This is a genomic window from Streptomyces sp. MH60, from assembly GCF_002939385.1.
Taxonomy (GTDB): Bacteria; Actinomycetota; Actinomycetes; order Streptomycetales; family Streptomycetaceae; genus Streptomyces.
Genome location: NZ_MULI01000045.1, coordinates 1 through 25019, shown reverse-complemented (window position 1 = coordinate 25019; position 25019 = coordinate 1). Strand labels below are relative to the sequence as shown.

24 protein-coding genes are annotated in these 25019 nt (G+C 73.7%); 10 read left to right on the top strand and 14 right to left on the bottom strand.

From position 1 onward, the window contains the following. The first annotated feature begins 121 nt into the window (after positions 1-121). From BZZ08_RS24575 to BZZ08_RS24560, 4 genes are all read left to right on the top strand, one after another. On the top strand, positions 122-646 hold the full coding sequence (locus tag BZZ08_RS24575) for an RNA polymerase sigma factor (protein WP_274543295.1): 525 nt from the start codon (positions 122-124) through the stop codon (positions 644-646). Between the two features lie 53 nt (positions 647-699). Beyond that, the gene (locus tag BZZ08_RS24570; protein WP_104634433.1) at positions 700-1401 is read left to right on the top strand and encodes a hypothetical protein; all 702 of its coding nucleotides are present in this window, start codon (positions 700-702) and stop codon (positions 1399-1401) included. Positions 1402-1480: 79 nt separating this feature from the next. Beyond that, a complete protein-coding gene (locus BZZ08_RS24565) occupies positions 1481-3043 on the top strand; it encodes an ABC1 kinase family protein (protein WP_104634432.1) in 1563 nt (520 codons plus the stop codon). 64 nt (positions 3044-3107) lie between these two features. Continuing rightward, on the top strand, positions 3108-3986 hold the full coding sequence (locus BZZ08_RS24560; RefSeq protein WP_104634431.1) for an SAM-dependent methyltransferase: 879 nt from the start codon (positions 3108-3110) through the stop codon (positions 3984-3986). A gap of 88 nt (positions 3987-4074) precedes the next feature. Here BZZ08_RS24560 and BZZ08_RS24555 read toward each other — a convergent pair whose 3' ends face one another. The 9 genes from BZZ08_RS24555 to BZZ08_RS24515 all read right to left on the bottom strand — a co-directional run bounded on the left by BZZ08_RS24555 (position 4075) and on the right by BZZ08_RS24515 (position 13338). Next, positions 4075-5319, bottom strand: coding sequence for a wax ester/triacylglycerol synthase domain-containing protein (locus BZZ08_RS24555; RefSeq protein ID WP_241965558.1), 1245 nt, complete (start codon positions 5317-5319; stop codon positions 4075-4077). A 56-nt stretch (positions 5320-5375) separates the two neighbouring features. Further along, positions 5376-6698 carry an NAD(P)/FAD-dependent oxidoreductase gene (locus tag BZZ08_RS24550; RefSeq protein ID WP_104634430.1) on the bottom strand — a complete coding sequence of 441 codons (1323 nt, stop codon included), beginning with the start codon at positions 6696-6698 and terminating at the stop codon, positions 5376-5378. Beyond that, positions 6695-7282, bottom strand: coding sequence for a flavin reductase family protein (locus tag BZZ08_RS24545; RefSeq protein ID WP_241965557.1), 588 nt, complete (start codon positions 7280-7282; stop codon positions 6695-6697). Before BZZ08_RS24545 ends, BZZ08_RS24550 begins: the two co-directional genes overlap by 4 nt. After that, positions 7254-7721: an aromatase/cyclase gene (locus BZZ08_RS24540; protein WP_104634429.1), complete on the bottom strand. Its 468-nt coding sequence runs from the start codon at positions 7719-7721 to the stop codon at positions 7254-7256. Before BZZ08_RS24540 ends, BZZ08_RS24545 begins: the two co-directional genes overlap by 29 nt. Positions 7722-7774: 53 nt before the next feature. Next, entirely contained in the window at positions 7775-9133 is a 1359-nt protein-coding gene (locus tag BZZ08_RS24535) for an aspartate aminotransferase family protein (protein ID WP_104634428.1), read from the bottom strand. Further along, positions 9133-10260, bottom strand: coding sequence for an SDR family oxidoreductase (locus BZZ08_RS24530; protein WP_104634427.1), 1128 nt, complete (start codon positions 10258-10260; stop codon positions 9133-9135). The genes BZZ08_RS24535 and BZZ08_RS24530 overlap by 1 nt, the downstream gene beginning before the upstream one ends. 416 nt (positions 10261-10676) lie before the next feature. Continuing rightward, positions 10677-11810 (bottom strand): acyl-CoA dehydrogenase family protein, encoded by a 1134-nt coding sequence (locus BZZ08_RS24525; RefSeq protein ID WP_104634426.1) that lies wholly within the window; start codon positions 11808-11810, stop codon positions 10677-10679. Positions 11811-11897: 87 nt separating this feature from the next. Next, positions 11898-12860 (bottom strand): bifunctional lysylphosphatidylglycerol flippase/synthetase MprF, encoded by a 963-nt coding sequence (locus tag BZZ08_RS24520; protein WP_104634425.1) that lies wholly within the window; start codon positions 12858-12860, stop codon positions 11898-11900. Beyond that, complete coding sequence (locus tag BZZ08_RS24515) at positions 12844-13338, bottom strand: hypothetical protein (protein WP_104634424.1); 495 nt, start codon at positions 13336-13338, stop codon at positions 12844-12846. The genes BZZ08_RS24520 and BZZ08_RS24515 overlap by 17 nt, the downstream gene beginning before the upstream one ends. 150 nt (positions 13339-13488) lie before the next feature. Between BZZ08_RS24515 and pdxR the strand changes: the two genes are divergently transcribed. From pdxR to BZZ08_RS24500, 3 genes are all read left to right on the top strand, one after another. Continuing rightward, complete coding sequence (gene pdxR / locus BZZ08_RS24510) at positions 13489-14937, top strand: MocR-like pyridoxine biosynthesis transcription factor PdxR (protein ID WP_104634423.1); 1449 nt, start codon at positions 13489-13491, stop codon at positions 14935-14937. A 156-nt stretch (positions 14938-15093) separates the two neighbouring features. Continuing rightward, positions 15094-16680: an alkaline phosphatase D family protein gene (locus BZZ08_RS24505; RefSeq protein WP_104634422.1), complete on the top strand. Its 1587-nt coding sequence runs from the start codon at positions 15094-15096 to the stop codon at positions 16678-16680. 183 nt (positions 16681-16863) lie between these two features. Next, positions 16864-18222: a GNAT family N-acetyltransferase gene (locus BZZ08_RS24500; RefSeq protein ID WP_104634421.1), complete on the top strand. Its 1359-nt coding sequence runs from the start codon at positions 16864-16866 to the stop codon at positions 18220-18222. A 24-nt stretch (positions 18223-18246) separates the two neighbouring features. On the opposite strand, the gene BZZ08_RS24495 is transcribed toward BZZ08_RS24500, so the two are convergent. Further along, entirely contained in the window at positions 18247-19470 is a 1224-nt protein-coding gene (locus BZZ08_RS24495; protein WP_104634420.1) for a trans-sulfuration enzyme family protein, read from the bottom strand. Positions 19471-19529: 59 nt separating this feature from the next. Between BZZ08_RS24495 and BZZ08_RS24490 the strand changes: the two genes are divergently transcribed. Together BZZ08_RS24490 and BZZ08_RS24485 are read left to right on the top strand one after the other, a co-directional pair. Further along, entirely contained in the window at positions 19530-20021 is a 492-nt protein-coding gene (locus BZZ08_RS24490) for an Lrp/AsnC family transcriptional regulator (RefSeq protein ID WP_104634419.1), read from the top strand. Between the two features lie 78 nt (positions 20022-20099). Continuing rightward, positions 20100-21788 carry a DUF885 domain-containing protein gene (locus BZZ08_RS24485; RefSeq protein ID WP_104634418.1) on the top strand — a complete coding sequence of 563 codons (1689 nt, stop codon included), beginning with the start codon at positions 20100-20102 and terminating at the stop codon, positions 21786-21788. A gap of 24 nt (positions 21789-21812) precedes the next feature. On the opposite strand, the gene BZZ08_RS24480 is transcribed toward BZZ08_RS24485, so the two are convergent. The 3 genes from BZZ08_RS24480 to BZZ08_RS24470 are packed head-to-tail and all read right to left on the bottom strand — an operon-like array spanning position 21813 to position 23743. Next, on the bottom strand, positions 21813-22658 hold the full coding sequence (locus BZZ08_RS24480; protein WP_104634467.1) for an SDR family oxidoreductase: 846 nt from the start codon (positions 22656-22658) through the stop codon (positions 21813-21815). 53 nt (positions 22659-22711) lie between these two features. Continuing rightward, positions 22712-23230 carry an immunity 21 family protein gene (locus BZZ08_RS24475; protein WP_104634417.1) on the bottom strand — a complete coding sequence of 173 codons (519 nt, stop codon included), beginning with the start codon at positions 23228-23230 and terminating at the stop codon, positions 22712-22714. A 21-nt stretch (positions 23231-23251) separates the two neighbouring features. Further along, complete coding sequence (locus BZZ08_RS24470) at positions 23252-23743, bottom strand: rhodanese-like domain-containing protein (RefSeq protein ID WP_104634416.1); 492 nt, start codon at positions 23741-23743, stop codon at positions 23252-23254. 121 nt (positions 23744-23864) lie between these two features. Here BZZ08_RS24470 and BZZ08_RS24465 point away from each other — a divergent pair, with 121 nt between their 5' ends. Beyond that, positions 23865-24311 carry an Lrp/AsnC family transcriptional regulator gene (locus BZZ08_RS24465; protein ID WP_104634415.1) on the top strand — a complete coding sequence of 149 codons (447 nt, stop codon included), beginning with the start codon at positions 23865-23867 and terminating at the stop codon, positions 24309-24311. Between the two features lie 27 nt (positions 24312-24338). Here BZZ08_RS24465 and BZZ08_RS24460 read toward each other — a convergent pair. Further along, positions 24339-25019: SbcC/MukB-like Walker B domain-containing protein (locus BZZ08_RS24460; RefSeq protein ID WP_274543294.1), on the bottom strand; the 681-nt coding region annotated here is incomplete at its 5' end.

Genomic DNA, 25019 nt, shown 5'->3' with positions numbered 1-25019 from the left:
GAGGCACATATTCCGGTTTGCCGCTCCAGGGCCTCGGGTAGGAAAACCACATGGCCGACAAATAGAAAGTCGGTCGCGGTTCTCCCTGCCCAATCCGAGAGACAACGGGCTGCAATCCACCATGGCGCGACATTCCACCTGCCAATCGCCCGCTGAATGCTCCTGGGAAGACATCTTCCAGCACCAGGACCGCCTCATGCGATTGGTTCGACGAAGACTGCCGAGTTTTCAGGACGCCGAGGACTGCGTTCAGGAAACCATGGCCCGCGCAGCCGCTCACGCCGCGTTGGACAGGAATCGGCTCGGTTCCTTTCTGACGTCCGTGGCGCTTCGCCTCTGCATCGACTTCTACCGTGACATGGAGCGCCGCAGCAGACTCCTGCAGCGCGCAGCGCTCGTGGACACGTTCGGCACCACCGAGGACGACGTCTGCGACCAGGACTTCGGCCGGTGGCTGCTGAGCCAGGTGCAACACCTGCGGGGACGGGAACAGGAGGTCATACTCGCCCGCGCCAAGGGGATTTCCACTGCGGAATTCGCCCGCATGCACAACATTTCCGTCAAGGCGGCAGAAGCCGCTTTCACCAGGGGTCGCGCCCGTTTGAAGAACGTGTGCGCGAAATCCTTGGAAGGCTGTCCCAGATAACAGCCGGCAGTCATTCCTCTTCCATCACAGAGAAACGGAAAGGGGCTACCCCCATGGCCAAAAAGAGCAAGAACATCCAGGACATCGTCAAGGATTTGGTGGGTGATATGAGCGACAGCTGGAAGGAGGCTTTCGACGAGCTCCTGAACCGAGACGACTCGGACTCGTCGCGTGGCTCCGGCAACACCTACAACACGCTGGCCGGGCTGCCCCCGAACGCCCTCGCCGCGCTGGCCGGGGCCGTCAACCCGGCGACGGCGCTCGCGGGTGTCGCCAACCCGCTGGCCGCCCTCGGCGCGGCCGGCAACCCGCTCGCCGGCATCACCTCGGGCGCCGGGGGCAACCCCCTGGCCGCGCTCACCGGTGCCGCGGGCGGCGGCAACCCGCTCGCGGCCGCGCTGGGCGGGACGGGCAATCCCCTGGCGGCGCTGGGCGGGGCGGCCAATCCGCTCGCCGCGGTCGGTAGCGCGGCCGGTGCGCTCGGCGGGCTCGGTCAGCTGGCCGGGGGGCTCGGAAACGCGGCGAGCGGGGCGGGCGACCTGATGGCGCTCCCGACCCAGCTCACCCAGCTGCTCCAGGTGCTCCCCAAGCTCCTCGACGCGGTCCAGGGCCTGCAGAACATGGCCAACATGCCGGCCCAGGCCGGACAGCAGGGCATGGCCGCGCTGCAGGGCCTGACCGGACAGCTGCAGGGCATGACCGGACAGCAGGGAGGCGACAAGCCCCGCGGCGGTCAGTCCTCGACCGACCGGTAGCAGCACCGTCCTGCCGGGCGGCTGCACGCGGTCCGCCGGCCGACGTCCGTACGCGCAACCCACCTGAGGAGCACACACGATGGCGTCTGTCGTCGGCGATCGGCTGCGTCTCGTGGTCAAGGTCCTCGGCGGCCTCGTGGCCGACGAGGTGGGGCTGGGGGCCCGGCTGCGCGGGCGTACGAAGCGGGACGCGCGGTCCCCGGCGGAGGACACCGACGCCTCCGCCGGGTCCGCCGGGTCCGAGCAGCGCCGCGCCAAGGCGGTGCGGCAGGCCCTGGAGAGCCTCGGTCCCTTCTACGTGAAGCTCGGCCAGATCCTGTCCACCCGGCCGGACATGGTCCCCGAGTCCATCCGGGACGAACTGCAGAACCTGCACGACGAGGTCGACGTGCAGCCGTTCTCGGAGTTCGAGCCGGTGCTGGCCCGGGACCTCGGACCGGACTGGAAACTGCGCTTCGACGACATCCAGACCGCCGCCCCGCTCGGGGCGGCGTCCCTCGCCCAGGTCTACCGCGTCACGCTGCCGGGCGGCCGGGCCGCCGTGGTGAAGATCCAACGGCCCGGCATCCGCGAGGGCGTGCTCGCGGACATGGCCCTGATGCGCCGGGCGTCGCGCATCGTGGCCCGCGTCGCTCCCCGGTTCAACGAGGTCATCGACATCGAGGCGATGCTCGGCTCGGTCTTCGACGCCATGGAACCCGAGCTGGACTTCACGGGCGAAGCCCGCAACATGGACGAGGCCCGCGAACACGTCCGGCCGTTCCGCTCCCTGGAGGTGCCCCGCGTACTGCACGCCACTCCCCGGGTCCTGGTCCAGTCGCTGGCGGACGGGAAGTCGGTGCGGCACGTCGACCGCGCCCACTTCACGGACGCCGAACGCGTGGAGATCGGCAAGGACCTGCTGCGCTTCATGTACCACGGGTACTTCGTCCACCGGTTCTTCCACGCCGACCCGCACGCCGGCAACGTCTTCGCCGCTCCGGGCGGACCGGCGACCCTGATCGACTGGGGCATGGTCGGCCGGCTGGACCGGCGCACCAGCCTGCAGCTGCTGCCGCTGTTCATGACGCTGGCCCAGAACGACGGCGCCGGACTGGCGCAGCACTGGGCCGAGATGGGCCGTGTGACGCCCTGGGCCAACATGCCCGCGTTCGCCGCCGACATGGCGGCGTTCGTCCCCAAGGTGTCCCATCTGTCCCTGGAGGACATGAACTTCGGGGTCTCGCTCACCACCGTGCTCGCCAAGGCGACCAAGCGGGGCATCGGTTCCCCGCCGGCCGTGTCGCTGCTGGGCAAGTCGTTCGCGAACCTGGACGGCTCGGTGCGCTGCCTGGCTCCCGAGATCACGCTGCCCGAGGTGTTCCAGGCGGAGGTGCCGAAGATCCTCTTCGCCCTGGGCCGCGAGTTCCTCGGCCGCAACCAGTTCGCCCGCAACTCGATGGAGTTGCTGCTGGCCGCCGTCACCAGCCCCGAGCAGGTCCGGGGCGTCCTGTCCGACGTGGCCAACCGCCAGTTCGCGCTGAACATCCACGAGCCGCGCACCCCGGCCGCGATGGGCGGCCAGCGGCCCACCCGTCCTTCGGGGGGCCTGCTCGCGCTGGGCGCCGCGGCCTTCCTGCTGGGCCGTCGCCGCTCGGGCTGATCCGACCGCGCACGGCCACCCGTTCTTTTTGTTCCGTCCGCTCCGTCCGTATCCAGGAGGTTCCATGCCGGAAACCACCCGTCCGCAGTCTCCGTACGTGCCGGCCGCCCGAGCCCCGGAGGGCCTCTCGCACGCGGCGCTCTGGACGGCCGCCGCGCACGCGGCGGAGGCCCTGCGGCCCGCGCCGTACGTCCTCGACCCGTGGGCCGCCGACTTCCTGCACGCGGCGCGGTTCAAGGGTGGTCCGCCCGGTGACGGGCCGATGCAGCGCCTGCTGCCCGACTGGCAGGTGGTGCGCTCCCGCTTCTTCGACGACTACCTGCTCACCGCGGCCCGTTCGGGCTGCCGCCAGGTGGTCGTCCTCAGTGCCGGCCTGGACACCCGCGCCTTCCGGCTGGACTGGCCGACCGGTGTGCACCTCTTCGAGGTCGAGGTCCCCTCCGTCCTGGCCTTCAAGGACCGCGTGCTCGACTGCAGCCCGGTCACCTGCGGACGCCGCAGCACCGTCGGAGCCGACGTCACCGGGTCCTGGGGCGACGAGCTCGTCGCGGCGGGGTTCGATCCCGCGAGGCCCACCGCCTGGCTCTGCGAGGCGCCGCTCTACTTCCTCAGCCCCGATGCCGTGGCGACCATCGTCACCACCATGACCGAGCTGTCCGCCGGGGGCAGCACCTTCGGCGCCGAGTGCGTGAACTCCCGGGCGGTGGACTCCGCCCTGGTGGCCCCGTTCCTCGATGCCCTCGCCACGATCGGGGCGGCCTGGAACTGGCAGCTCGCCGACCCGGAGGAGTGGTGGGCGCAGCAGGGCTGGGACGCTCGGGTCGCCGATCCGTTCACCCTGCCGTACGCGGTGGAACGGATGTCCCGGTACCTGCCGCTGGTCGGTGAGGCCGCGGCCAAGTGCGCCTTCCTCACCACCGGAACACTGCGCGCCCCGCGCTGAACCCCCGGTACGACGAAGCCCCGTACGAAGAAGCCCCGGGCGCGTGCCCGGGGCTTCGTCGCGGACCGCGCGGAGACCGCGGCCCGGGTCACCCGCGTTCCAGCTCCAGCAGCGCCGCGAGCCACAGGTCGGGGAGTTCGTCGGCGGTACGGAGCGCCTCGTCGTGCACCACGGTCAGGCACGCGGTGTCGTGCTGACAGGTCAGCGTCACCACGCTGCGGATTCCGGACGCGCCGCTCGCGAAGGCGGCCGTGCGCCTGGCCGTGAGCCCCTGGTGGACCAGCGCCGCGCCGAAGTTCACGCTGCTCACCGGCCCCGCGACGACCCTGCCGTGCACCAGGCGGACGCCGACCCTGGCGCCGACCGACCGCGGGGTGGCCGCCAGCAGCACGCGCATGGAGTCGCGCCGTCGGCCGGCCCGCAGCACGTTCATCGCGGCCACGACCCGGGCCAGCGCCCGCCGCGGCGACTCCTCGTCGCACGGCAGCTGGATCCGGGCGGTGATCATGTGGTTGCCCGGGACCCGCTCCTCGCCCGGGGCGCGCACGGACATCGGGATCGCCACGGGCAGGGGCGGGTGGACCGCGCCGGTCTGCTTCAGGTGCCAGGTGCGCACGGTGTGGGACAGGGCGGCGAGGTAGACGTCCGTCACCGTGGCTCCGTGGGCGCGGCCGATGGCGCGGAGCCGGGCGAGCGAGGTGTCGGCGTGGCACACGTCGACCCGCCCGGTGCACACGCCGTCGAAGGCCGGTTTCGCCTTCGCCGCTCCGAAGGCCCCCACCACGTCCCCCAGCGTGCCCGCCAGACCCGCGGCGGTGGGCAGGCGGCGGGGCTGCGGGACCGGCCCTCCCCCGGGGTCGTCCCCGAGCAGGGCGCGGGCGGTGTAGGCGGCTCCCATCCCGTCCTGGAACGTGTGGTCGGTGCGGTAGCAGAGGGTGTGGCGGCCCTCCGGGCCGTGCACCAGCCACACGTCCCAGGGCGGCCGGTCGTCGGCGTTCATGGGCCGGGCGAGCATCAGCCGGCCGGCCGCCGAGCCGTCGGTGTCGTCGGGCAGCCACGCCTCGTGCACGTGCCGGTCCGCCGCGATCCGGTCCACCCGCCGAAACCTCCGGCGCTCGCGCGCGATGCGGTAGTGCAACGCCGGGATGCGGTGGGCGCGTTCGGCGACCCGTGCCCGTACGGAGTCCAGGGTCGGCGCCCCGCCGTCGAACGCGAACGCGATCACGAGGGGGACCGGCCGGCCCCGCGCGGCCAGGTGAAAGGCGACATCAACGGTGCCCATGGCCAGGGACGGCGGCAGGCGGCCGTCCCTGCCGAGGCTGAGTCGCATCATGAGAACCTCCCGGTCGATCTCGGGAACTGGAAGAGGACACCACCGCACACCGGCCGTCAGCAGACACGCCGCACGGCCCACCCGTGTGCGTCCACACAGGCGCGGAGCAGGGGGCGCGCGGGACCGCGCAGGGGCAGTCGGGGGGCGTGCGAGCGGTGCCAGGGCAGCGGGTCGCCGGGGTCCGGCTCACCGAGCAGGGCGCCCGCCACGTACGCACCGTGCGCCACGGACAGCGCGAGGCCGTGGCCGCCGCAGCCGCCGATGTACCAGACGTCGGAACGCCCCGGCACCGGCCCGACCACCGGCAGGTCGTCGGCGGTCATGCCGATCCGGCCGGACCAGCGGTGGGTGACCCGCACCCGGGCGAGGTCGGGGTGCAGGGCCCGCAGCCAGTGCTCCAGCCGGGTCCAGGCACGTTCGCGCAGGGGCTGGAGCCGGGATGCGGCGAGCCCGGCCGGGAGTGCGGCGGTGCCGCCGCCCGCCACCAGGCCCCGGTCCGGGAGCAGCCGGTAGTACGGCGCCAGCGGCACGGCGTCCACGACGGCGTGTCCGGCGCGCCCGCCCAGCAGCTCGTACGCGGCGGGACTCAGCGGTTCGGTGGCGACGGCGTACACCTCCAGCGGCAGGACCGTGCCGACCGGCAGGTCCAGCGCCTCGGCGGCGGAGTTGACGGCCAGCACCGCCTGCCCGGCGTACAGGCGGCCGTGCGGGAGGACCAGTTCGGGGCCGACCAGGTCGCCGGGACGCAGGGTCAGCAGCGGGCTGCGGCCGTAGAACCGCACGCCCTTGTCGGCGCAGGCGCGGGCGAGCGCGCAGGTCAGGGCGGCCGGGTCGAGGGTGGCGGCCGGGCGGTGCAGGAGCGCGGCGCGGTAGGGCACCCCGACGCGCTCGCGGATGCCGGCCGGGGAGAGGACGGGGACGTCCAGACCCAGTTCGCGGCAGGCGCGGGCCTGGCGGGCGAGTGCCACCAGGCCCGCGGGCGAGCGGGTGGCCATCAGCTGCTCGCCGGGCCGCAGCCCGCAGGGCATGCCGAGCCGTGTGCACAGGTCGAGCACGTCCCGTACCGCCTGCTGGCTGGCCCGGTGCATCCGGCGTGCCGTCCGGGCACCGAAGCGGCGCACCGCGCGGTCGAGGGCGGGGCCGGCGCGGGGGCCCAGCAGGCCGGTGCCCCGGCCGCTGGCCCCGGCGGCCGGGTGCTGTGCGTCCACCACGGCGATGTCGAGCCCGGGGGCGCGTTCCGCGAGGTGGTAGGCGCAGGACAGCCCGGCCAGACCGGCCCCGACGACGGCCACGTCCGCGGTGACCACGCCGTGCAACTGGGGCTGGGGCGGGAGTTCCGCCGGGTCCCAGTACGGCGTCCCGGCGGGTTGCCCACTCATCCGGCGGCGTCCGGCACCGGCTCGGTCAGCGCTCCGAACCTGCGGTCGTGCCACAGCAGCGGGCGGCCGGGGCCCACGTGCACGGCGGCCACCCGGCCGACGACGAGGTGGTGGTCGCCGTAGCGGCGCACGTCCTCGGTGAGGCACACCGACCAGGCGAGCGCCCCGGCCAGCACCGGCACGCCCAGCACCTGCCGGGTCTCCGTCCCGGCGAACCGCTCGGCGGCGGTCGTGGTGGGGGACGCGAACCGGCCGGCCAGGTCCTGCTGTTCCTCGCGCAGCAGGTGCACGGCGAAGGTCCGGCGGGAGCGGACGGCGGCGAGGGTGCGGGAGCCGTCCCGCAGGCAAGCCAGGAGCAGCGGCGGGCGGGCGGAGAGGGAGGTGACGGCGGAGACGGTCATGCCGAGCGGGCCGTCCTCGCCGGGGGCGGTCACGACGGTCACCCCGGCGGCCAGCTTGGCGTAGAGGCCGAGGCAGCGGACGGCGCCCGGTCCGGGTTCCTCGTACAGGGGTTCGGTGGCCGCGGACGGGTGCTCGGCGGTCGCCGCCGGCCGGTCAGTCACGAGCCGCAGCCGAGGGTTCATCGATCACCTCCGCGTCCGCGAGGCCCCGCAGCACCCGGGCGATGTTGGTGCGCACCGTCGACTCGGCGACCGGGCCGAGGACCTCGGCCAGCGAGGGAATGCCGAGGTCGAAGGCGGCGGTGTAGACGACGAGGGTGCCGCCGCCCCGCGGCTCGCACCGCCAGCTGCCTTCGAAGGTCTGGAAGTCGCCGCTGATCTGCTCGAAGGCGAGCGAGTACGTCTCGGGCGAGTAGGTGTCGCGCTCCCGCCAGCGCATCAGGCCGCCCCGGAACTCGACGGTCCAGTCGGAGACGGTGGAGCCGTCGGGCAGCGGCGGTTCGACGCGCACCTCGCGGAAGGCGTCGCTGTACTCGGGGTAGCGGCCGTAGTCGCTGATGCGGCGGTAGACGTCGGCGGGTGTCAGCCCCTCGGCGAGGGCGTGCAGGACCACGTGTTGCATGGGGCGTTCGGTTCCTTCCGGGTGGTTCTCGGACGCGGGTGTCGGTCTGACGGTCAGCGCTGCGGCCGGCCGGACATGCGGCCGGCCGTGCTGTGCAGGGCTTCGGTGAGGGTGGTGAGGAACAGGTCCAGCTCGGCGTCCTCGACCACGGCCGGCGGGGTGAGCCGCAGCACCCGGGTGGAGTTGAGGGAGTGGTTGACGAGGACGCCGCGGGCGATCAGCTCCAGCAGGAGTTCACCGACCGTCTGTTCCTCGGCGAACTCGATGCCGATCAGCAGTCCCCGGCCGCGCACCTCGCGGACCAGGCCGCCCTCGTACGGCGCGCACACCTCCCGCACGGCGGCCAGGACGCGCAGGCCGAGCGCCGCCGCCCGGGCCACGGTGTCCTCCGCCTCCATCGCCCGTACGGCGGCCAGTGCGGCGGCGCAGGCGATCGGGGAGGCGCCGAAGGTGGAGGTGTGCAGGTAGGGGTCGCGGCTGAAGGGCGCGTAGGCGTCCGCGGTGGCGGCCATGGCGGCGACCGGTACGACGCCGCCGCTCAGTCCCTTGCCGACCAGCAGCATGTCCGGGCGCACCCCCTCGGCGTCGACGCCCCACCAGGTGCCGAGGCGTCCCATGCCGGTCTGGATCTCGTCGACGACCAGCAGGGCGCCGTAGGCGCTGCACAGTGCGCGCACCTGGCTCAGATAGCCGGGGCGGGGGATGCGGACGCCGCCTTCGCCCTGGACGGGTTCGACGATGACGCAGGCACGGTCGCGTCGGGCGGCCAGCGCCTGTTCGAGGTCGGCCGGGTCGTCGTAGGCGACCTGGGTGACGTCGGGGAGCAGGGGCTGGAAGGGCGTCTGGTAGGTGGCGTTGGCGGTGACGCTGAGCGCGCCGAGCGTCTTGCCGTGGAAGCCGCGGTGGGTGGTGATCAACGAGCTGCGTCCGTGGGCGCGGGCGAGCTTGAGGGCGGCCTCGGTGGCCTCGGTGCCGGAGTTGACGAAGTGGACGTAGTCCACGCCGGGCGGGGTGTGGGCGGCGAGGGCCTGGGCGGCGCGGGCGGCGACGGGTTCCAGGAAGACCCGGCTGGCCAGCGGGTGGGTGTCGATCTGCCGGTGCACCGCCTCGACGACGGCCGGGTGGCGGTGGCCGAGGATGAAGACGCCGTAGCCGCCGAAGTCCAGGAAGCGGCGGCCGTCGTCGGCGTGGATCCAGACGCCCTCGGAACGGACCTCGGCCATGCCGCCCATGACCCGGCCCATGACGGCGCGGCCGGAGCCGATGTGCTTGAGGTAGAGGTCGGCGACATCGGGCCGGTCGGGGGACGCGGCGGGCGCGGCGGCCTCGGCGGACGTGGCCTGCGCGGCGACCGCGGCCCCGGTGGGTCCGCTGCCCTCGGCGGTTGCGGTGGAGGGGGGTGACATGGTCATCACGCCACCTCCGTCCCGGCCGCGGCGACCGCGGGCTCGCGATGCCGGCGGCGCAGGTCGGACCGGTCCGCCGCCCAGCTCTCCAGGTTCCGTACGAGCGCGGCGCGGATGTCGGCGTGGGTGACGCGGGTGCCGCAGTGGGGCGTGCCGAGGGAGGTGTCGAACGGCAGCTCGCGCTGGAAGACCAGGAGCAGTTCGGCGTAGTACCGGAACCGCTGCCGCACCGAGGCGGGCAGTGAGGTGCCCTCCAGCATGGGCAGCAGCAGCCGGTGGACCGCCTCGACGGGGATGAGCCGCGGGCGCAGCGGCCGGGGCAGGCCGTGGCGGACGGCGAACTCCGCGCAGGTGTCGGCGATCTCGCCCAGGGCCGGTGCCTGACTGCCCGCGGTGAGCCAGTACTCCCCGCTGCCGACGCCGCCGCGGATCAGGGCGCCGACGGCCCGGGTGACGTAGTCCTGCGGGATCATGTCGACGCGGGCCTCGGGAGCGCCCGGCAGCACCGGCACCTGGCCGAGGACCATCGCGCCGATCGTCTTGGTGAGGCCCTGCTGCCCCGCGATGTGCCCGGTGGCGGAGTGGCCCATGACGACGGAGGGGCGCACGATGGCACCGGGCAGACCCGCCTCCCGCGTCAGCTGTTCGGCCCGGCTCTTGGAGTCGAGGTAGGCGGCGGCGCCCGGGAAGCGCTCCCGGTCCTCCTCACTCGGTGTGTTGGCCACGAACGCGGTGCTGACCAGGTAGAAGGGGGCGTCCGCACGCGCTGCGAGGTCGAGCATCGTCTCCGCGCCGAGCGTGTTGGTCCGCACGATCTCCTCGGGCGGGGTGCGCCAGTCGGTCTGGGCGGCGGAGTGCAGCACCACGTCGACGCGCAGGGCCAGTTCGTACCAGGCACCGGCGCCGAGGCCGAGGCGCGGGGCGAGGAGGTCGCCCTCGATCTCCCGCACCCGCGGATCGTGCAGGGGCGTGTTGCGGCGCAGGCAGAGCAGGTCGTAGTCGGGCGCCAGTTCGTCGATCAGCGCTCGTCCGAGCACTCCCGAGCCGCCGGTCAGCAGCAGGGTGGGACGTTCGCGCACGGTGGCGCGGGGTGGTGCGGACAGGACGGTCGGACGTAGGGCGTTGAGCGGCATGGTGGGCTCCCCTCGACGGATTTCGGCTGCCGTGGAACGCGGGGACGGTGGAACGGCGGCCGGTATCGGGCTGGTTGGGACGGCGGCGGGGTGAGGGCGGGCGGAAGGACGACCGGCTCGGGGCCGGACGGGACGACGGACGGCCCGGGTTCGGCCGGCCGGGGACGGTGCGGGCACGGGGCGGGGCGGACACCGGACGGACCGTCCGGCCTCGTCGGACCACGTCGGCGCCGGGGCGGCCGGGTTCATCCCCGGGCGACGGACGGGCCGGGGGCCGCGCCCGGTCGCTGCCGGCCGGTCGGCTGGAGGCCGCGTCGGCGACAGTCGCCCCGGGGGGGGCCTGCGCGCGTCCGGCCCGTGCGGTTCCGGCCGCGGCCGGAACCGGAAGGACGGGCGGGGCCGCTGCTCCGGCCCGGTCAGGCGATGGCGAGGGGGCCGTCGGCCAGGTACGCCGAGAGCGGGCTCGTCATGCGGGAGCGCGACGGCGGGTGCAGGGACAGCCCGTTGGCGCAGGCGGCCAGGTGTCCCACCTCGTCGGAGGTCATGAAGTTCAGCCCGCCGAGCAGTTCGACCGCGCGCGGCACGATACGGGCGAGGGCGTCCTGGACGCCGTAGCGCACACAGAGCGACTGGGCGAGGGCCGACTCGTCCAGGTCCCCGGCGTCGACCCGGCGGGCGACGCTCTCGGCGGTGGCCATGGCGGCCTCCGTCTCGACGAAGAGGCGCACGCGCTCGTGCTCGGGGATCCGTTCGTTCGACAGGACCCGCTCCACCAGGGCGGACGCGGCGCCGATATAGCTGCCCGTCATCAGTACCTGGAACCAGACCAGCCCGGCCGTCTGGAGCTCGTCGAGGCGGTCCCCGGACGTGGTCGCGGTACGCACGACCAGCTCCGGCGGGACGAGGACGTCGGTGAGCGTGACCTGTTCGCTCTCGGCCCCGGCCAGGAAGGTGCTGGACCAGAAGCCGCTGACGCTCAGGCCCTCGCTGTCGGCGGGTACGAGGGCGACGGCGAGTTCGTCGCCCTGCCCGTCCTCGCGCGGGATCACCACGCCCGCGGTGAGCACGTCCATCGAGTGGGCCAGGCTGCACGGCCGTTTGACGCCGTTGATCCGGATGCCGTCGGGGGTCACGGTGGCGGTCATCGAGGGGTCCAGGATGCCGGCGCCCGGGCGGCCCTCCGCGAAGCCGGAGGCGATGACGCGGTTGCTCGACGCCACGCCCTCGATCAGCATCCATTCCAGACCGTCGCCGAGACCGCCGAGACCGACCAGCGTGGCCATGGAGAAGTGGTGCATGGTGGTGGCCACGGCCAGGGACGGTGACCGGCTGCCGATGGCCCGCTGCACCCGCAGTGCGTCCAGCCCGGTGGCGCCGCGCCCCTGGTGGGACTCGGGGACGAGGAGTCCGGGGCCGCCGCTGTCCCGGAAGTGCCGGATGCCCGGGTTACCCGGCCGCTCCAGGTCCATCAGGGGGATCTCGCGCAGGGCGGGGTCCAGGTCGGGCAGCAGCTTGGCGAGAGTGGCGCGTTCACGTTCGAGGAATCTCATGGGCGTGCGGTCCTCCTGGGTGGACGGGACGGGACTGCGGGGCGGACGTGATCGGTGTGCGGGACGCCGGGGCCGGGGCGGCCGTCCTCACACGGCGTTGGTGGCGCGCAGCAGTTGCCAGACGGCGCCGGGGCGGGGTCTGCCGCGGAAGGCGATGTACTCCGGGAGTACCGCGTGCGGGGCCCACTTCTGCTTGTACTCGAGCTGGGAGGCCGACGGGTAGATCGCGTCGCCGTGCTCGGCCAGCAGCCGGGTGAACCGGCCGAACAGCCTGCTGGCGCCCGGCAGTTCGTGGCTCGGGTCGAGACCGGTGAACGGGGTGAACCCGAAGTGCAGCCAGTCGGCTCCGTCCGCGGTCAGCCGTTCCATGACGGTGGCGTTGAGCGCCTCCATCACGCCGGGCGGGGCATCGGGGAGGCGCCGGCTGAGGTCGTGCAGCATGCCGGGGCGGCTGCCGTAGACCGGCGAGTAGTTGACGTAGCCGACCACCTCGCCGTCGATGCGGCCGACGAACAGGCGCCGGTGCCGCTGCAGGCTGCCGGTCCGCTGGCCGACCAGGAACCGCAGCTCCTTGACGTGCCGCCCCTTCTCCCGCAGCCAGCGCTCGTCGATGCGGTCCAGCTCGGCGCAGTCGTCGCCGTCCCGCACCTCGGCGACCTCCAGGCCGGCCCGCCGGGCGCGCGAGATCTTGTTCCGCAGGCGCACGAACCGTGAGCCCCGCAGGGTGAAGCGGCTCAGGTCGACGGCGTACGACGCGCCGATCTGGTTGACGGTGAACCCGTGTGCCGCGTACAGCTCGGCGTCGGCCCTTTGCAGCTGTACGGCGACCAGGCGGTTTCCGGTGTGGGCGGCGAAGGACTCCAGCAGTGGCGCGCGGTGCTCGGGTGCGGTGAAGGGGCCGCCGAATTGCAGGACGTAGCGGCCGGAGGTGCGGTACGCGCAGGCGCCGTCGAACCGGTCGTCGTGGAAGTACGAGTTCCCGCTGTTGAGGGCGAGAAAGGAGCTGGGGTTGTCGCTGTGCGCGGCGAGCGTGTCAAGTACGGACGGCATCGGTGCCCTCTACGGAATGGTGCGCTCGGGATTCCACCGTCGGACGGTACTTCTCCTCGAACTTCCGGAAGGCCGGGTTGGTTTCCGGTTCGAAGGCGACACCAAAGGGTTTGAGGGAGTTGCCGAACAGCGCCCGGTCGCCCATGAGGTGGATCGGAAGGGCCAGCAGCGCCCATTCCGGCCCGACGAACAACGCCCACGCCCCGGCCAGGAGACCGGCGGTGACCAGGCTGTGCATCGTGTTGTAGGCAACGTAGTAGCCGCGCGGAACCGGTCGGTCCGGGCGGCGCCGGAAGGCGATCGCACCGGGAATGTAGCCGATGGCGTCGATCACGGTGAACAGCAGCACGAAAACGCCCCAGCGGATTTCCGTACGGTGCTGGACCGCGAGCACGAGCGATACGGCGAGAAATCCCAGCCATTCGAGTCGGGAGAGAGCGAAGGTCACCTTCGTCTCGAAACGGTTCTTGGCGTCCACGGGCGCTCCTGAATTGCGCTTACGATTCCGGGGCCCGACATCAGCCTGCCCCCTCGCTGTGGTCTGTCACTCCTGTTTACGCGCCAACGGGTCCAACCCCTCGTAAAGTGGGGACGATTGGGACGCCGTGATCCTCGGGGGGCCGTTTTCATGACATCAGCGTGGGAGTTGCTGCTGCCCGCAGCCTCGGCACCGGCACGCGCGCGCGGCCGAGCACTGCGGGAAGCGCTGCGGGACGCGGTCCGCTCGGGTCGGCTCGCCGCGGGCACCCGGCTGCCGTCGAGCCGGGACCTCGCGGCCGACCTCGGCGTGTCGCGGGGGCTGGTCACCGAGGCGTACGAGCAGTTGACGGCCGAGGGTTACCTGCGCAGTGGACGGGGTGCGGGCACCTGGGTGGGCGATGCCGTACGGGCCGGCCGGCCACGCGCCCGTGATCTCTCCCCGCGCTCCTCCGGTGACCTGGCGGACTTCGTGCCGGGGACGCCCGACCTGTCGCTCTTCCCCCGTGCGGCGTGGGCCGCGGCACAGCGGAGCGTGCTGGCGGACCTGCCGCACGAGAGCCTGGGCTATCCCGACCCGCGCGGGCTGCCCGGGCTGCGGACCGCCCTGGCCGAGCTGCTCGCGCGGCGCCGGGGGGTGGTGGCGGACCCCGAGCGGATCGTGGTGGTCTCCGGGGTCGCGCAGGCCACCGCGCTGCTGGCGAGCGTGCTCCACGCGCGCGGGATGCGCACCGCCGGTGTCGAGGACCCCGGCAGCCCTCAGCACCATGCCCTGTACGCCTCGGCGGGCCTGGACACGACGCCCCTCCCCCTGGACGACGAGGGCCTCGCCACGGGACCGCTGTACGCGTCGGGCGTCCGGGTCGTGGTGACGACACCGGCCCACCAGTTCCCCACCGGGATCGCCTACTCGGCGCGGCGCCGTGCCGAACTGCTCGGCTGGGCACGGTCCGTGGACGGCCTCGTCCTGGAGGACGACTACGACGGCGACTTCCGCTACGACCGTGCCCCCGTGGGCGCGCTCCAGGGGCTCGATCCGGAACGCGTCGCCTACACGGGCTCGGTCAGCAAGTCCCTCGCCCCGGGGCTGCGGCTGGGCTGGCTGCTGGTGCCGGACCGGCTCGCGGACGACGTCGTCGAACGCAAGCGCACCACCGACCTCGGCCACCCGACCCTCGACCAGGCGGTCTTCGCCCGCTTCGTCGAGCGCGGCGACTACGACCGCCGGCTCCGCGTCTGCCAGCGTGCCTACCGCGAGCGCCGTGACGCCCTGGTGGCCGCGCTGGCCGAGCACTTCCCCGGTTCGCGGGTCACCGGCATAGCCGCCGGCCTGCACGCCATCGCCACGCTTCCCGAACGGTACGGGCCCGAGGAGGGCTTCCTCGCGCGCGTGGCGGAGGCGGGCGTCGCGGTGCGCTCGCTGGCGGCGTACGCGCACGGCGGTGCGGCCGGTGGCCCGGTGGGCGGGGGACAGGTGGTCGGGGGCCCGGTGAGCGAGGGCTCGGCGCCGGGGAAGGAGGTGCGGCTGGTGCTGGGATACGCGCACCTGACGCCGGGACGGATCCGGGCGGGGGTGCGGAGGATGGCCGCGGCCGTGTGACCCGGCGCCCTCGCGCGCGGGTGACGGACCGCTCGGGTCGTCCGGGTTGTTCACCCGCAATTTCCGTGGGCGCCGCGCCGTGCCAGTAGGTCTGGCTCTGCACACTGGCCCGAAACTGGCCCGCACCGGCCGGATCCTGTTCCTGGAGGCGCATCCATGTCACATCGTCCGTTGCCCGGCCGCCGCAGCGTGCTGCGCGGTTCGCTCGCCGCGTCGGCCGCCCTGACCCTGCCCACCGCCCTGGGGGCGGCGCCCGCGTTCGCCCGTTCCGGGCGGCCGGGGGCGGGCTGGGGCGTGCAGACGGGAGACGTGACCTCCCACTCCGGTCTGGTGTGGGTGCGGTCCGACCGGCCGGCCCGGATGATCGTCGAGACGTCGGCGACCGAGTCGTTCCGCCACCCGCACCGGTGGCACGGTCCGCTGCTCGGACGCGACACCGACTTCACCGGCACCACCCGGCTGCGCGGCCTGCCGCCGGGCGAGCAGATCCACTACCGCGTGCTCCTCGCCGACCCGGACGACCCGCGCCGCACCGGCGAGCCGGTCACCGGCACCTTCCGCACCGTGCCGGTCCGCCGCCGCGAGGGCGTGCGTTTCGTGTGGTCCGGCGACCTCGCGGGCCAGGGCTGGGGCATCAACCCCGACCTCGGCGGCTACCGCATCTACGACGCCATGGGTGCGCTGGACCCGGACTTCTTCCTGTGCAGCGGCGACAACATCTACGCCGACGGCCCCATCGCCGAGACGGCGGCCCTGCCCGACGGCGGCACCTGGCGGAACATCACGACCGAGGAGAAGTCCAAGGTCGCCGAGACCCTCGCCGAGTTCCGCGGCAACTTCCGCTACAACCTGCTCGACGAGAACCTGCGGCGCTTCAACGCGCGGGTGCCGTCCATCATCCAGTGGGACGACCACGAGGTGCGCAACAACTGGTATCCGGGCCAGGTGATCGCGGACACGGACGACCGGTACACGGAGAAGAGCGTCGACGTGCTGGCCGCCCGCGCCCGGCGCGCGTTCGGCGAGTACTTCCCGATCTCCACCCTGCGCCCCGGCGCGCGCGAGGGGCGTGTGCACCGGGTGCTGCGCCAGGGTCCGTTGCTCGACGTGTTCGTGCTGGACATGCGGACGTACCGCAACGCCAACTCCCCCGGCGAGCAGACCGTGGACCCGCAGGGCATCCTGGGCCGCGAGCAGTTGGAGTGGCTCAAGCGGGAACTGGCGCGGTCGCGTGCGGTGTGGAAGGTCATCGCGGCGGACATGCCGATCGGTCTGGTCGTGCCGGACGCCACCGAGGGCGCGCCCAACATCGAGGCGATCGCGCAGGGCGACCCCGGCGCACCCCTGGGGCGCGAGCTGCAGATCGCCGAGCTGCTGCGCTTCGTCAAGCACCGCAGGATCACCGGCACGGTGTGGCTGACGGCCGACGTGCACCACACCTCGGCCCAGCACTACCAGCCCTCGCGGGCCGCGTTCGGTGACTTCGAACCGTTCTGGGAGTTCGTGTCCGGGCCGCTCAACGCGGGCGCGTTCCCGGCCAGCGCGCTGGACAACACCTTCGGTCCCGAACGGGTCTTCGTGAAGGCGCCGACCGCTTCGAACGTCTCGCCCGCGGGCGGCTACCAGTTCTTCGGCGAGGTCGACATCGACGGCGACAGCGCCGACATGACGGTGCGGCTGCGCGAGCAGGACGGCACGGTGCTGTTCACGAAGGTGCTGCGGCCGGGCCGGGTGGGCCAGTAGCCCGCGCGTCCGGTCCCGTAGCCTGTCGGGTGTGCCGCGTACCGGCGTCATCCCCCGGTGCGCGGCCCCCGCGACCGGCCCGAAAGGGCGAAAAGCACCCCGAAAGCCTTCTTTACCCATCGGTCACAGAGCGTTCGTGATCACGCAACACCGTTCCTTCACAGTGGGTGCATGAGTCGAGACATGTCTGATGTGACGGATGCCGTGGCGCACCTCGTGGAGCACGGCACCGCGGTGCCCGCCCTGGTCCTGGCCTCGCTGGCGGCGCTGATCGCCACGGCGGGTTTCCACACCCGGTGGTCACGACGCCACGGGCAGGCGCCGCCGGCGGAGGATACCGGCGCCCGGCCACCGACCCCCGAGCGGACGGCCGGGACCGGACCGACCGGTTCGGGAGCGGCCGGGACCGGGCCGGCCGGGGCCGAGCCGGGCGGTGAGAGCGCGCTGTGGCGGATGCGGACGACGGTGCGGGACGCGCCGGGATCGCTGGCCGTACTCTGCGCGGCCCTCGCCGAGCGGCGGATAGACATCCTGAGCCTGCAGACGCACCCGCTGACCGAGGGCACGGTGGACGAGTTCCTGCTCCGTGCCCCGGGTGAGCTGAGCGGGACGGAGCTGGCCGAGGTGGTGACGGCGGCGGGCGGTGCCCGGACCTGGACCGAGCGGGCGGACGCCCACGACCTGGTGGACGCGCCGACCCGGGTGCTGGGCCTGGCCGCCCGTACGGCCCTGGACGCGGCGGAACTGCCACTGGCGCTGCGGCAGTTGCTGGGCCGGTGCACCATCAGGTCCCTGCCCGCGACCGCCGACGCCCGGACGGAGGCGCACGCGGCGCAGGCCGTGCCGCCGGAGGGCACGTTCGAGGACACGGTGCTGCGGCTGCGCGCCCCCGAGGGCGGGGTGATCAGCGTGGAGCGCCCCCATCTGCCGTTCACCCCGGCCGAGTTCGCCCGGGCTCGGGCGCTGGTCGAGCTGGACGCCCGGCTCGGTCCGCGGGTCCCGCGCGGCCGGGACGTGCTGACGCTGCCCGAGGGGAGCGACATCACGGTCCGCCGGGCGGACACGCGTGACGTTCCGGCCGCGAAGGCGATGCACGAGCGCTGCTCGGCGCGGACGCTCGGCATGCGGTACCACGGTCCGGTCGGGGACGCCGACCGGTATCTCAACCATCTGCTCAGCCCGCGCTTCGGCCGCACCCTCGCCGTGCAGACCGCCTCGGGGCGGATCGTCGGGCTCGGTCATCTGCTCTGGGACAGGGACGAGACGGAGGTCGCGCTGCTCGTCGAGGACGGGTGGCAGCGCCGGGGCATCGGCGGCGAACTCCTCGCCCGGCTGGTGGCGATGGCGGCGGAGACGGGTTGCGAGAGCGTGTACGCGGTCACGCAGGCGTCCAACACCGGCATGGTCGCCGCGATGCGCGGCCTGGGCCTCCCCCTCGACTACCAGATCGAGGAGGGGACCCTGGTCGTCACGGCCCGACTGGACCCGTCGGCCGGCACCGCGGCACCGCTGCCGCACGGGGAGCGCATCGGCCGGGAGTGACGGCCGGCGGGCGTGCTGGCGCGCTCACGCGGTCCGCGCCGGCGCCTGCCGCAGCGGAACGGCGCCGGCGACGGGCTCCCCCAGGGCCCGGTCCAGGTCGGCCCACAGGTCGTCGACGTCCTCCAGGCCGACCGACAGCCGCAGCAGCCGGTCGGACACCCCGGCGCTCCGCCGGTCGTCCGGGTCCACGATGCGGTGGCTGATGGACGCCGGGTGCTGGATGAGCGTGTCCACGCTGCCGAGGCTCACGGCCGGAGTGATCAGCCGGACGCCCCCGATGACCTCGTGCGGGTCGCCGTGGACCTCGAAGGAGACCATCGCGCCGCCGATGCGCGGATAGTGGACGCGGGCCACCCGCGGGTCGGCGGCCAGCCGCCCGGCCAGCTTGGCGGCGTTGGCGGAGGCGGCCCGTACCCGGACCGGCAGGGTGGACAGTCCCCGCAGCAGCAGGTAGCCGGCCAGCGGGTGCAGCACTCCGCCGGTGGCGAAGCGGACCTGCCGCAGCCGCCCGGCGAACTCCTCGTCGCAGGCGACCACGCCGGCCAGCACGTCGCCGTGTCCGCCGAGGTACTTGGTGGCGCTGTGCAGCACCAGCCGGGCGCCGTGTCCGGCGGGGCGCTGGAGCACGGGTGTGGCGAAGGTGTTGTCCACGAGCAGCGGCACCGACCCGCAGGCGTGCGCCACGGCCCGCAGGTCGACCTCGGCCAGCGTCGGGTTGGCCGGCGACTCGACGAGCACCAGGCCGGTGTCCGGGCGCAGCGCGTCCGCGACGCCCGCCGGGTCGGTCCAGGTGACCTCGGACCCGAGCAGCCCGGCGGTCAGCAGGTGGTCGCTGCAGCCGTACAGCGGCCGTACGGCGACGACGTGCCGCAGCCCCATCGAGCCGCGGACCAGCAGGACCGCGCTCAGCGCCGCCATGCCGCTGGCGAAGGCGACGGCGGCCTCGGTCCCCTCCAGCCGGGCCAGCGCCGTCTCGAAGCGGGCGACGGTCGGGTTGCCGAGGCGGCCGTAGACCGGCGGCCCGTCCGGTTCGGCGCCGGTGGCGGCGAACGCGTCGATGCGGGCGGCCTCGCCGCGGCTGTCGTACGACGGGTAGGTCGTGGACAGGTCGATGGGCGGGGCGTGCAGTCCCCGGGCGGCGAGGTCGTCGCGGCCGGCGTGCACGGCCTCGGTGGCCAGTGCCCTGCCCGTGGGTGCGGTGGTGCGTACGTCGTCGGGTGATGACGTGTGCGTGCGCGCTGAGTCCATGGCCGAAGGGTGAACACCGACCGGGCCGGCGGGGTCGTACGCCGTGCTACGTTCGGGCCATGGCCGATTCCGTCGTACTGGATCCGGTGGATCTCCATCTGCTGCGGCTGCTGCAGAACGACGCCCGGACCACCTACCGCGATCTCGCCGCCCAAATCGGCGTCGCGCCCTCGACCTGCCTGGACCGGGTGGCCCGGCTGCGGCGGGCCCGCGTGATCCTCGGCCACCGGCTCGAACTCGACCCGGCCAAGCTGGGACGTGGTCTCCAGGCGCTGTTGTCGGTGCAGGTGCGCCCGCACCGGCGGGAGCTGGTCGGACCGTTCGTGGAGCGGATCCGGGCGTTGCCCGAGTCGCGCACCGTCTTCCACCTCACCGGCCCGGACGACTACCTCGTGCATGTCGCGGTCGCGGACATGGCGGATCTGCAGCGGCTGGTCCTGGACGAGTTCACCTCCCGGCGGGAGGTGGCCCGCGTCGAGACCCGGCTGATCTTCCAGCAGTGGGAGTGCGGCCCCCTGCTGCCGCCGACCGTGCCCGCGGACACGCCCTGAGCGAAATCCGGCCGCCCGCATGATCGGGCCCCGTCCAGCGGGCTGACGCGGCACCGGTATCCGTACGAGGATGTCCGCATGTCAGAGACCAAGAGCCCGCTGCCCCGCGAGGTCGCCGACGCCTACGTCGACGAGCTCATCGCCCTCGACCCCGTCACCGGTACCTACCTCGGTGTCGCGGAGAGTTCCAGCCGTCTGCCCGACTTCTCACCCGCCGGGCAGGAGGCCCTCGCCGAACTGGCCCGCACCACCCTGGCCCGGCTGGACGAGGCGGAGCGCCGGCCGGGCGGGGACAGCGACGTGGAACGGCGCTGCGCGCGGCTGCTGCGTGAGCGCCTCACCGCCGAACTCGCCGTCCACGAGGCCGACGAGGGTCTGCGTTCGGTCGGCAACATGGGCACCGCCGCCCACTCGGTGCGCGAGGTCTTCACCCTCACCCCGACCGGGACCGACGAGGACTGGGCCCGGATCGCCGAGCGGCTGCGGGCGGTTCCTGCGGCGTTCGCGGGCTACCGCGCGTCCCTGTCCCTGGGCCTGGAGCGCGGGCTGTACGCGGCGCCGCGGCCGACCGCCACCTTCGTCGAGCAGCTCGGCGAGTGGGCCGACACGGGCGAGGGGCGTGGCTGGTTCGAGGACTTCGCCGCCGACGGCCCCGAGGCGCTGCGCGCCGAGCTGGACGAGGCCGCCCGGGGTGCGACCGCCGCCGTGGCGGAACTGCGGGACTGGATGCGCGACGTGTACGCCCCGGCCATCGAGGGCGCCCCGGACACGGTGGGCCGGGAGCGCTACGCCCGCTGGTCGCGCTACTACAACGGCACCGACCTGGACCTGGACGAGGCGTACGCGTACGGCTGGTCCGAGTACCACCGCCTGCTGGCCGAGATGAAGGCGGAGGCCGAGAAGATCCTGCCGGGCGCGAAGACGCCGTGGGTGGCGCTGGCGCACCTGGACGAGCACGGCAAGCACATCGAGGGCGTCGACGAGGTCCGCGACTGGCTGCAGGGCCTGATGGACCAGGCGATCGAGCAGTTGGACGGCACGCACTTCGAACTCGCCGAGCGGGTACGGAGGGTGGAGTCGCGCATCGCGCCGCCCGGCAGCGCTGCGGCGCCCTACTACACCTCGCCGTCGGAGGACTTCTCGCGTCCCGGCCGCACCTGGCTGCCGACGATGGGACAGACCCGATTCCCCGTGTACGACCTGGTCTCGACCTGGTACCACGAGGGCGTCCCGGGCCACCACCTCCAGCTCGCCCAGTGGACGCACGTGGCGGAAAACCTCTCCCGCTACCAGGCTTCGGTGGGCATGGTCAGCGCCAACGCCGAGGGCTGGGCGCTGTACGCGGAGCGGCTGATGGACGAGCTGGGCTACCTCACGGACGCGGAGCAGCGCCTCGGCTACCTGGACGCGCAGATGATGCGGGCCGCCCGCGTCATCGTGGACATCGGCATGCACCTGGAGCTGGAGATCCCGGCGGACTCCCCCTTCCACCCGGGTGAGCGCTGGACGCCGAAGCTGGCGCAGGAGTTCTTCGGGGCGCACAGCAGCCGTCCGGCGGACTTCGTGGAGAGCGAGCTGACCCGGTACCTGACGATCCCGGGCCAGGCGATCGGCTACAAGCTCGGTGAGCGGGCGTGGCTGCTGGGCCGGGAGAAGGCCCGCGAGCGGCACGGCGACGCGTTCGACCTGAAGGCCTGGCACATGGCGGCCCTCTCCCAGGGCTCGCTGGGCCTGGACGACCTGGTGGACGAGCTGTCCCGGCTCTGACGTCCGTCCGCCTCCGCGCTCACCTCACCGTCTGAAGCCGCCCTCCGAGTCGACGACCTGACCGGTGATCCAGTCCGCCTCGTCCGTGGCGAGCCACGCGATGAGGCGGGCCGGGTCGTCGGGCATCCCCCACCGCCCGGCGGGAAAGAGCGCGGCGATGGCGTCGTAGTCCTCGCCGGTCATGTAGTCGGTGTCCACGGGGCCGGGGTTGACCGCGTTCACGGTGACGGCGTGCTCGGCGAGGGTGGTCGCCAGGGAGCGCGTGACGGAGGCGAGCGCGCCTTTCTGGAGCGCGTAGGCGATCTCGCCGGGCATGCCGCCCGCGATGTCCTGGCCGGAGGTCATCATCACGACCCGTCCGCCGGGTGTGCGCGGCGGCAGGGCGGCGCGGTGGCGGGCGTAGGCCTGGATCAGCAGCAGCACCGATCGGGTGTCGACCTGCCAGTGGGCGTCGAGCATGGCGGCGTCGACGGTGTCGAGGGTGCCGTCGGACCCGCTGAGCGCGTGGTTGGCGACCAGGACGTCCAGCCGTCCGCCGAGCGCTTCGGCGGCGGTGGCGACGAGTTCGCCGGGCGCGTCGGGGCGGGTGAGGTCGCCGGGGCCCGCATGCACGGCGGCCCCCGGGTCGCCGAGCGCCGCGCGTACGGAGTCGACCACGTCGTCCACGCGGTCGGCGCCCCAGGGCATGGCGGCGTCGTGCGGGACGTGGTGGTGCAGGTAGACGCTCGCTCCGTACGCGGCGAGCCGCCGGGCCACGGCGTGGCCGATGCCGCCGCGCCGGCTGGCTCCGGTGACGAGGGCGGTGCGGCCGCGCAGGGGCAGCGGGTCGCGGCGCAGGTCTTCGGGGGCGGGGTGCGGAAGTCGTGGCATGGGCACCCATGATGGGCGGACCGCGATCGCCCCGCACGTCGTTTTCGTCCCGGCTACCGGTCGGCGAGCCGCCGCAGGTGTACGAGGCTCAGCCAGGTCTCCGGCCCGGGGCGCACCTCGGCCGCGCGCACCGCGTACCGGCCGGGGTCCAGTGCGACCCGCACCCGGTCGGCGCGGTCCGACGCGGCGCCGGGCCAGGCGGCGTCGAACAGGAACACGGGTCCCGGCACGTGCCAGGACACCTCGGGCTGCCACTCGGCGGTGTCGAGGGCGGCGGGTACCCCGGCCAGCACCTCGTCCTCGGAGTCCGCGGCGCACCAGCGGACGAAGGCTCCGTGGTCGGGGAGGTAGGCGGTGGAAGCGGGCTCGTCGCCGAGTACCAGGGCCGTGGAGTCGCCGACCGGGAGCAGTCCGACGTGGCCGTCGACCTCGCAGGCCCGGTCGTAGTCGGAGTCCGTCTCCTCGCCGTCGGCACCGGTCCAGAACGGCAGGACCGTCTCCGGTACCGCGATCAGCGGCCCTCCGCCCGACTCGACCCACTCCACCGCGCCCGGCTCCGCGTATCGCACCATGCGGCAGAACCTACACGCCGCTCAGCAGCCGCAGTCGGCCGCGTCCACCGGAACGGTCAGGGGGTCGGCGGCGCGGCGCCCGGCGCCCTGCCAGGTCTCGAACTCGAAGCCCTCGCGCGCCCAGTACTCGAAGCCGCCGAGCATCTCCTTGACCCGGTAGCCGAGTTCGGCGAGGGCGAGGGCCGCGCGCGTCGCCCCGTTGCAGCCGGGACCCCAGCAGTACGTCACCACCGGCACCGCGGGGTCGAGGAGTTGCCCGGCCTGCTCGGGGACGTGCGCGGTGGGGAGGTGGACGGCGCCGGGGACGTGGCCCTGGTCCCAGGACTCGGTGGAACGGCAGTCGACGAGCACGAACCCCGGGTCGCCGCCGGCCGCGAGTGCGTCGGCGACGTCGGAGACGTCGGTGTGGAAGGCGAGGCTCGCCCGGAAGTACGCGGCGGCCTCGGCGGACGGTGCGGGGGCTGTGCGCAGGACGGCGTTGACGTGCTCGGCGGCGGGGGTGGTGACGCTCATGGTCCGGCCTCTCCTCGGTGGATCTTCCCGCCGGAAATCTATGGCCCACACCGCCCCGCCTGAAGGGCGATTCCCCGGCCGTCGCCTTGTCCCGCCGGGGAATCCCTGCTATCCATCTCTGATGACCGAGTATTCCCCGGACGGCACCGACTGGCGTATCCTCGACGCCCTCCAGCGAGACGGGCGGGCCAGCTTCGCCGAACTGGCGCGTGCCGTCTCGATGTCCGCGAGCGCGGTGACGGAGCGCGTGCGGCGCCTGGAGGAGGCCGGGATCATCCAGGGGTACGCGGCGGTCGTCGACCCCGAGCGGCTGGGCCTGCCGATCCTGGCGTTCGTGCGGCTGCGCTACCCGGTCGCCAACTACAAACCGTTCCACGACCTGGTCGCGGTCACGCCGGAGATCCTGGAGGCGCACCACGTCACGGGCGACGACTGCTTCGTCGTCAAGGTCGCGGCCCGTTCGATGCGCCACCTGGAGGAGGTGTCCGGCCGGATCAGCGCCCTGGGCTCGGTCACCACCAGCGTCGTCTACTCCTCACCGCTCCCCCGCCGCCCGCTGGGCCGCTGAGGCCGGCGCGGGGCGCCGGAACGGCGCTCAGCCGGCGCCCCGCTGCCGCAGTACCGAACCCGACCGCCCCTTCACGACCTCCAGTTGGGCGTGGATGCGGCGGCGCAGGTCGGCGACATGGCTGACGATGCCGACGCTGCGGTCCCGCTCGCGCAGTGCGTCCAGGACGTCGAGGACCTCGTCGAGGGTCTGGTCGTCGAGGCTGCCGAAGCCCTCGTCGATGAAGAGGGTGTCCAGGCGGACGCCGCCCGCCTCGTCGGTGACGACGTCGGCGAGACCGAGCGCGAGGGCGAGCGACGCGAAGAACGTCTCGCCGCCGGACAGCGTGGCCGTGTCGCGCTCGCGGCCGGTCCAGGCGTCGACGACGTGCAGACCGAGGCCGCTGCGGCCGCGGCCGGTGCGGTCGTCGGAGTGGACGAGGGTGTAGCGGCCGGAGGACATGCGCAGCAGGCGGGCGGTGGCCGCGGCGGCGACCTGTTCGAGGCGGGCGGCCAGTACGTAGGACTCCAGGCGCATCCGGCGTTCGTTGTCCGCCGAGGTGCCCGCGGTGAGGGAGGCGAGGCGGGCGACCCGGGTGTGCTCCTCGCGCAGCGGGGCGAGCCGGCGCACGGACGCGGTGGCGTGCGCGGACAGCCGGTCCAGCTCGGCGCAGCACCGGGCGGCGGCGTCGCGGGCCGAGGACGCCTCGCGCAGGCGCCGGTCCGCGTC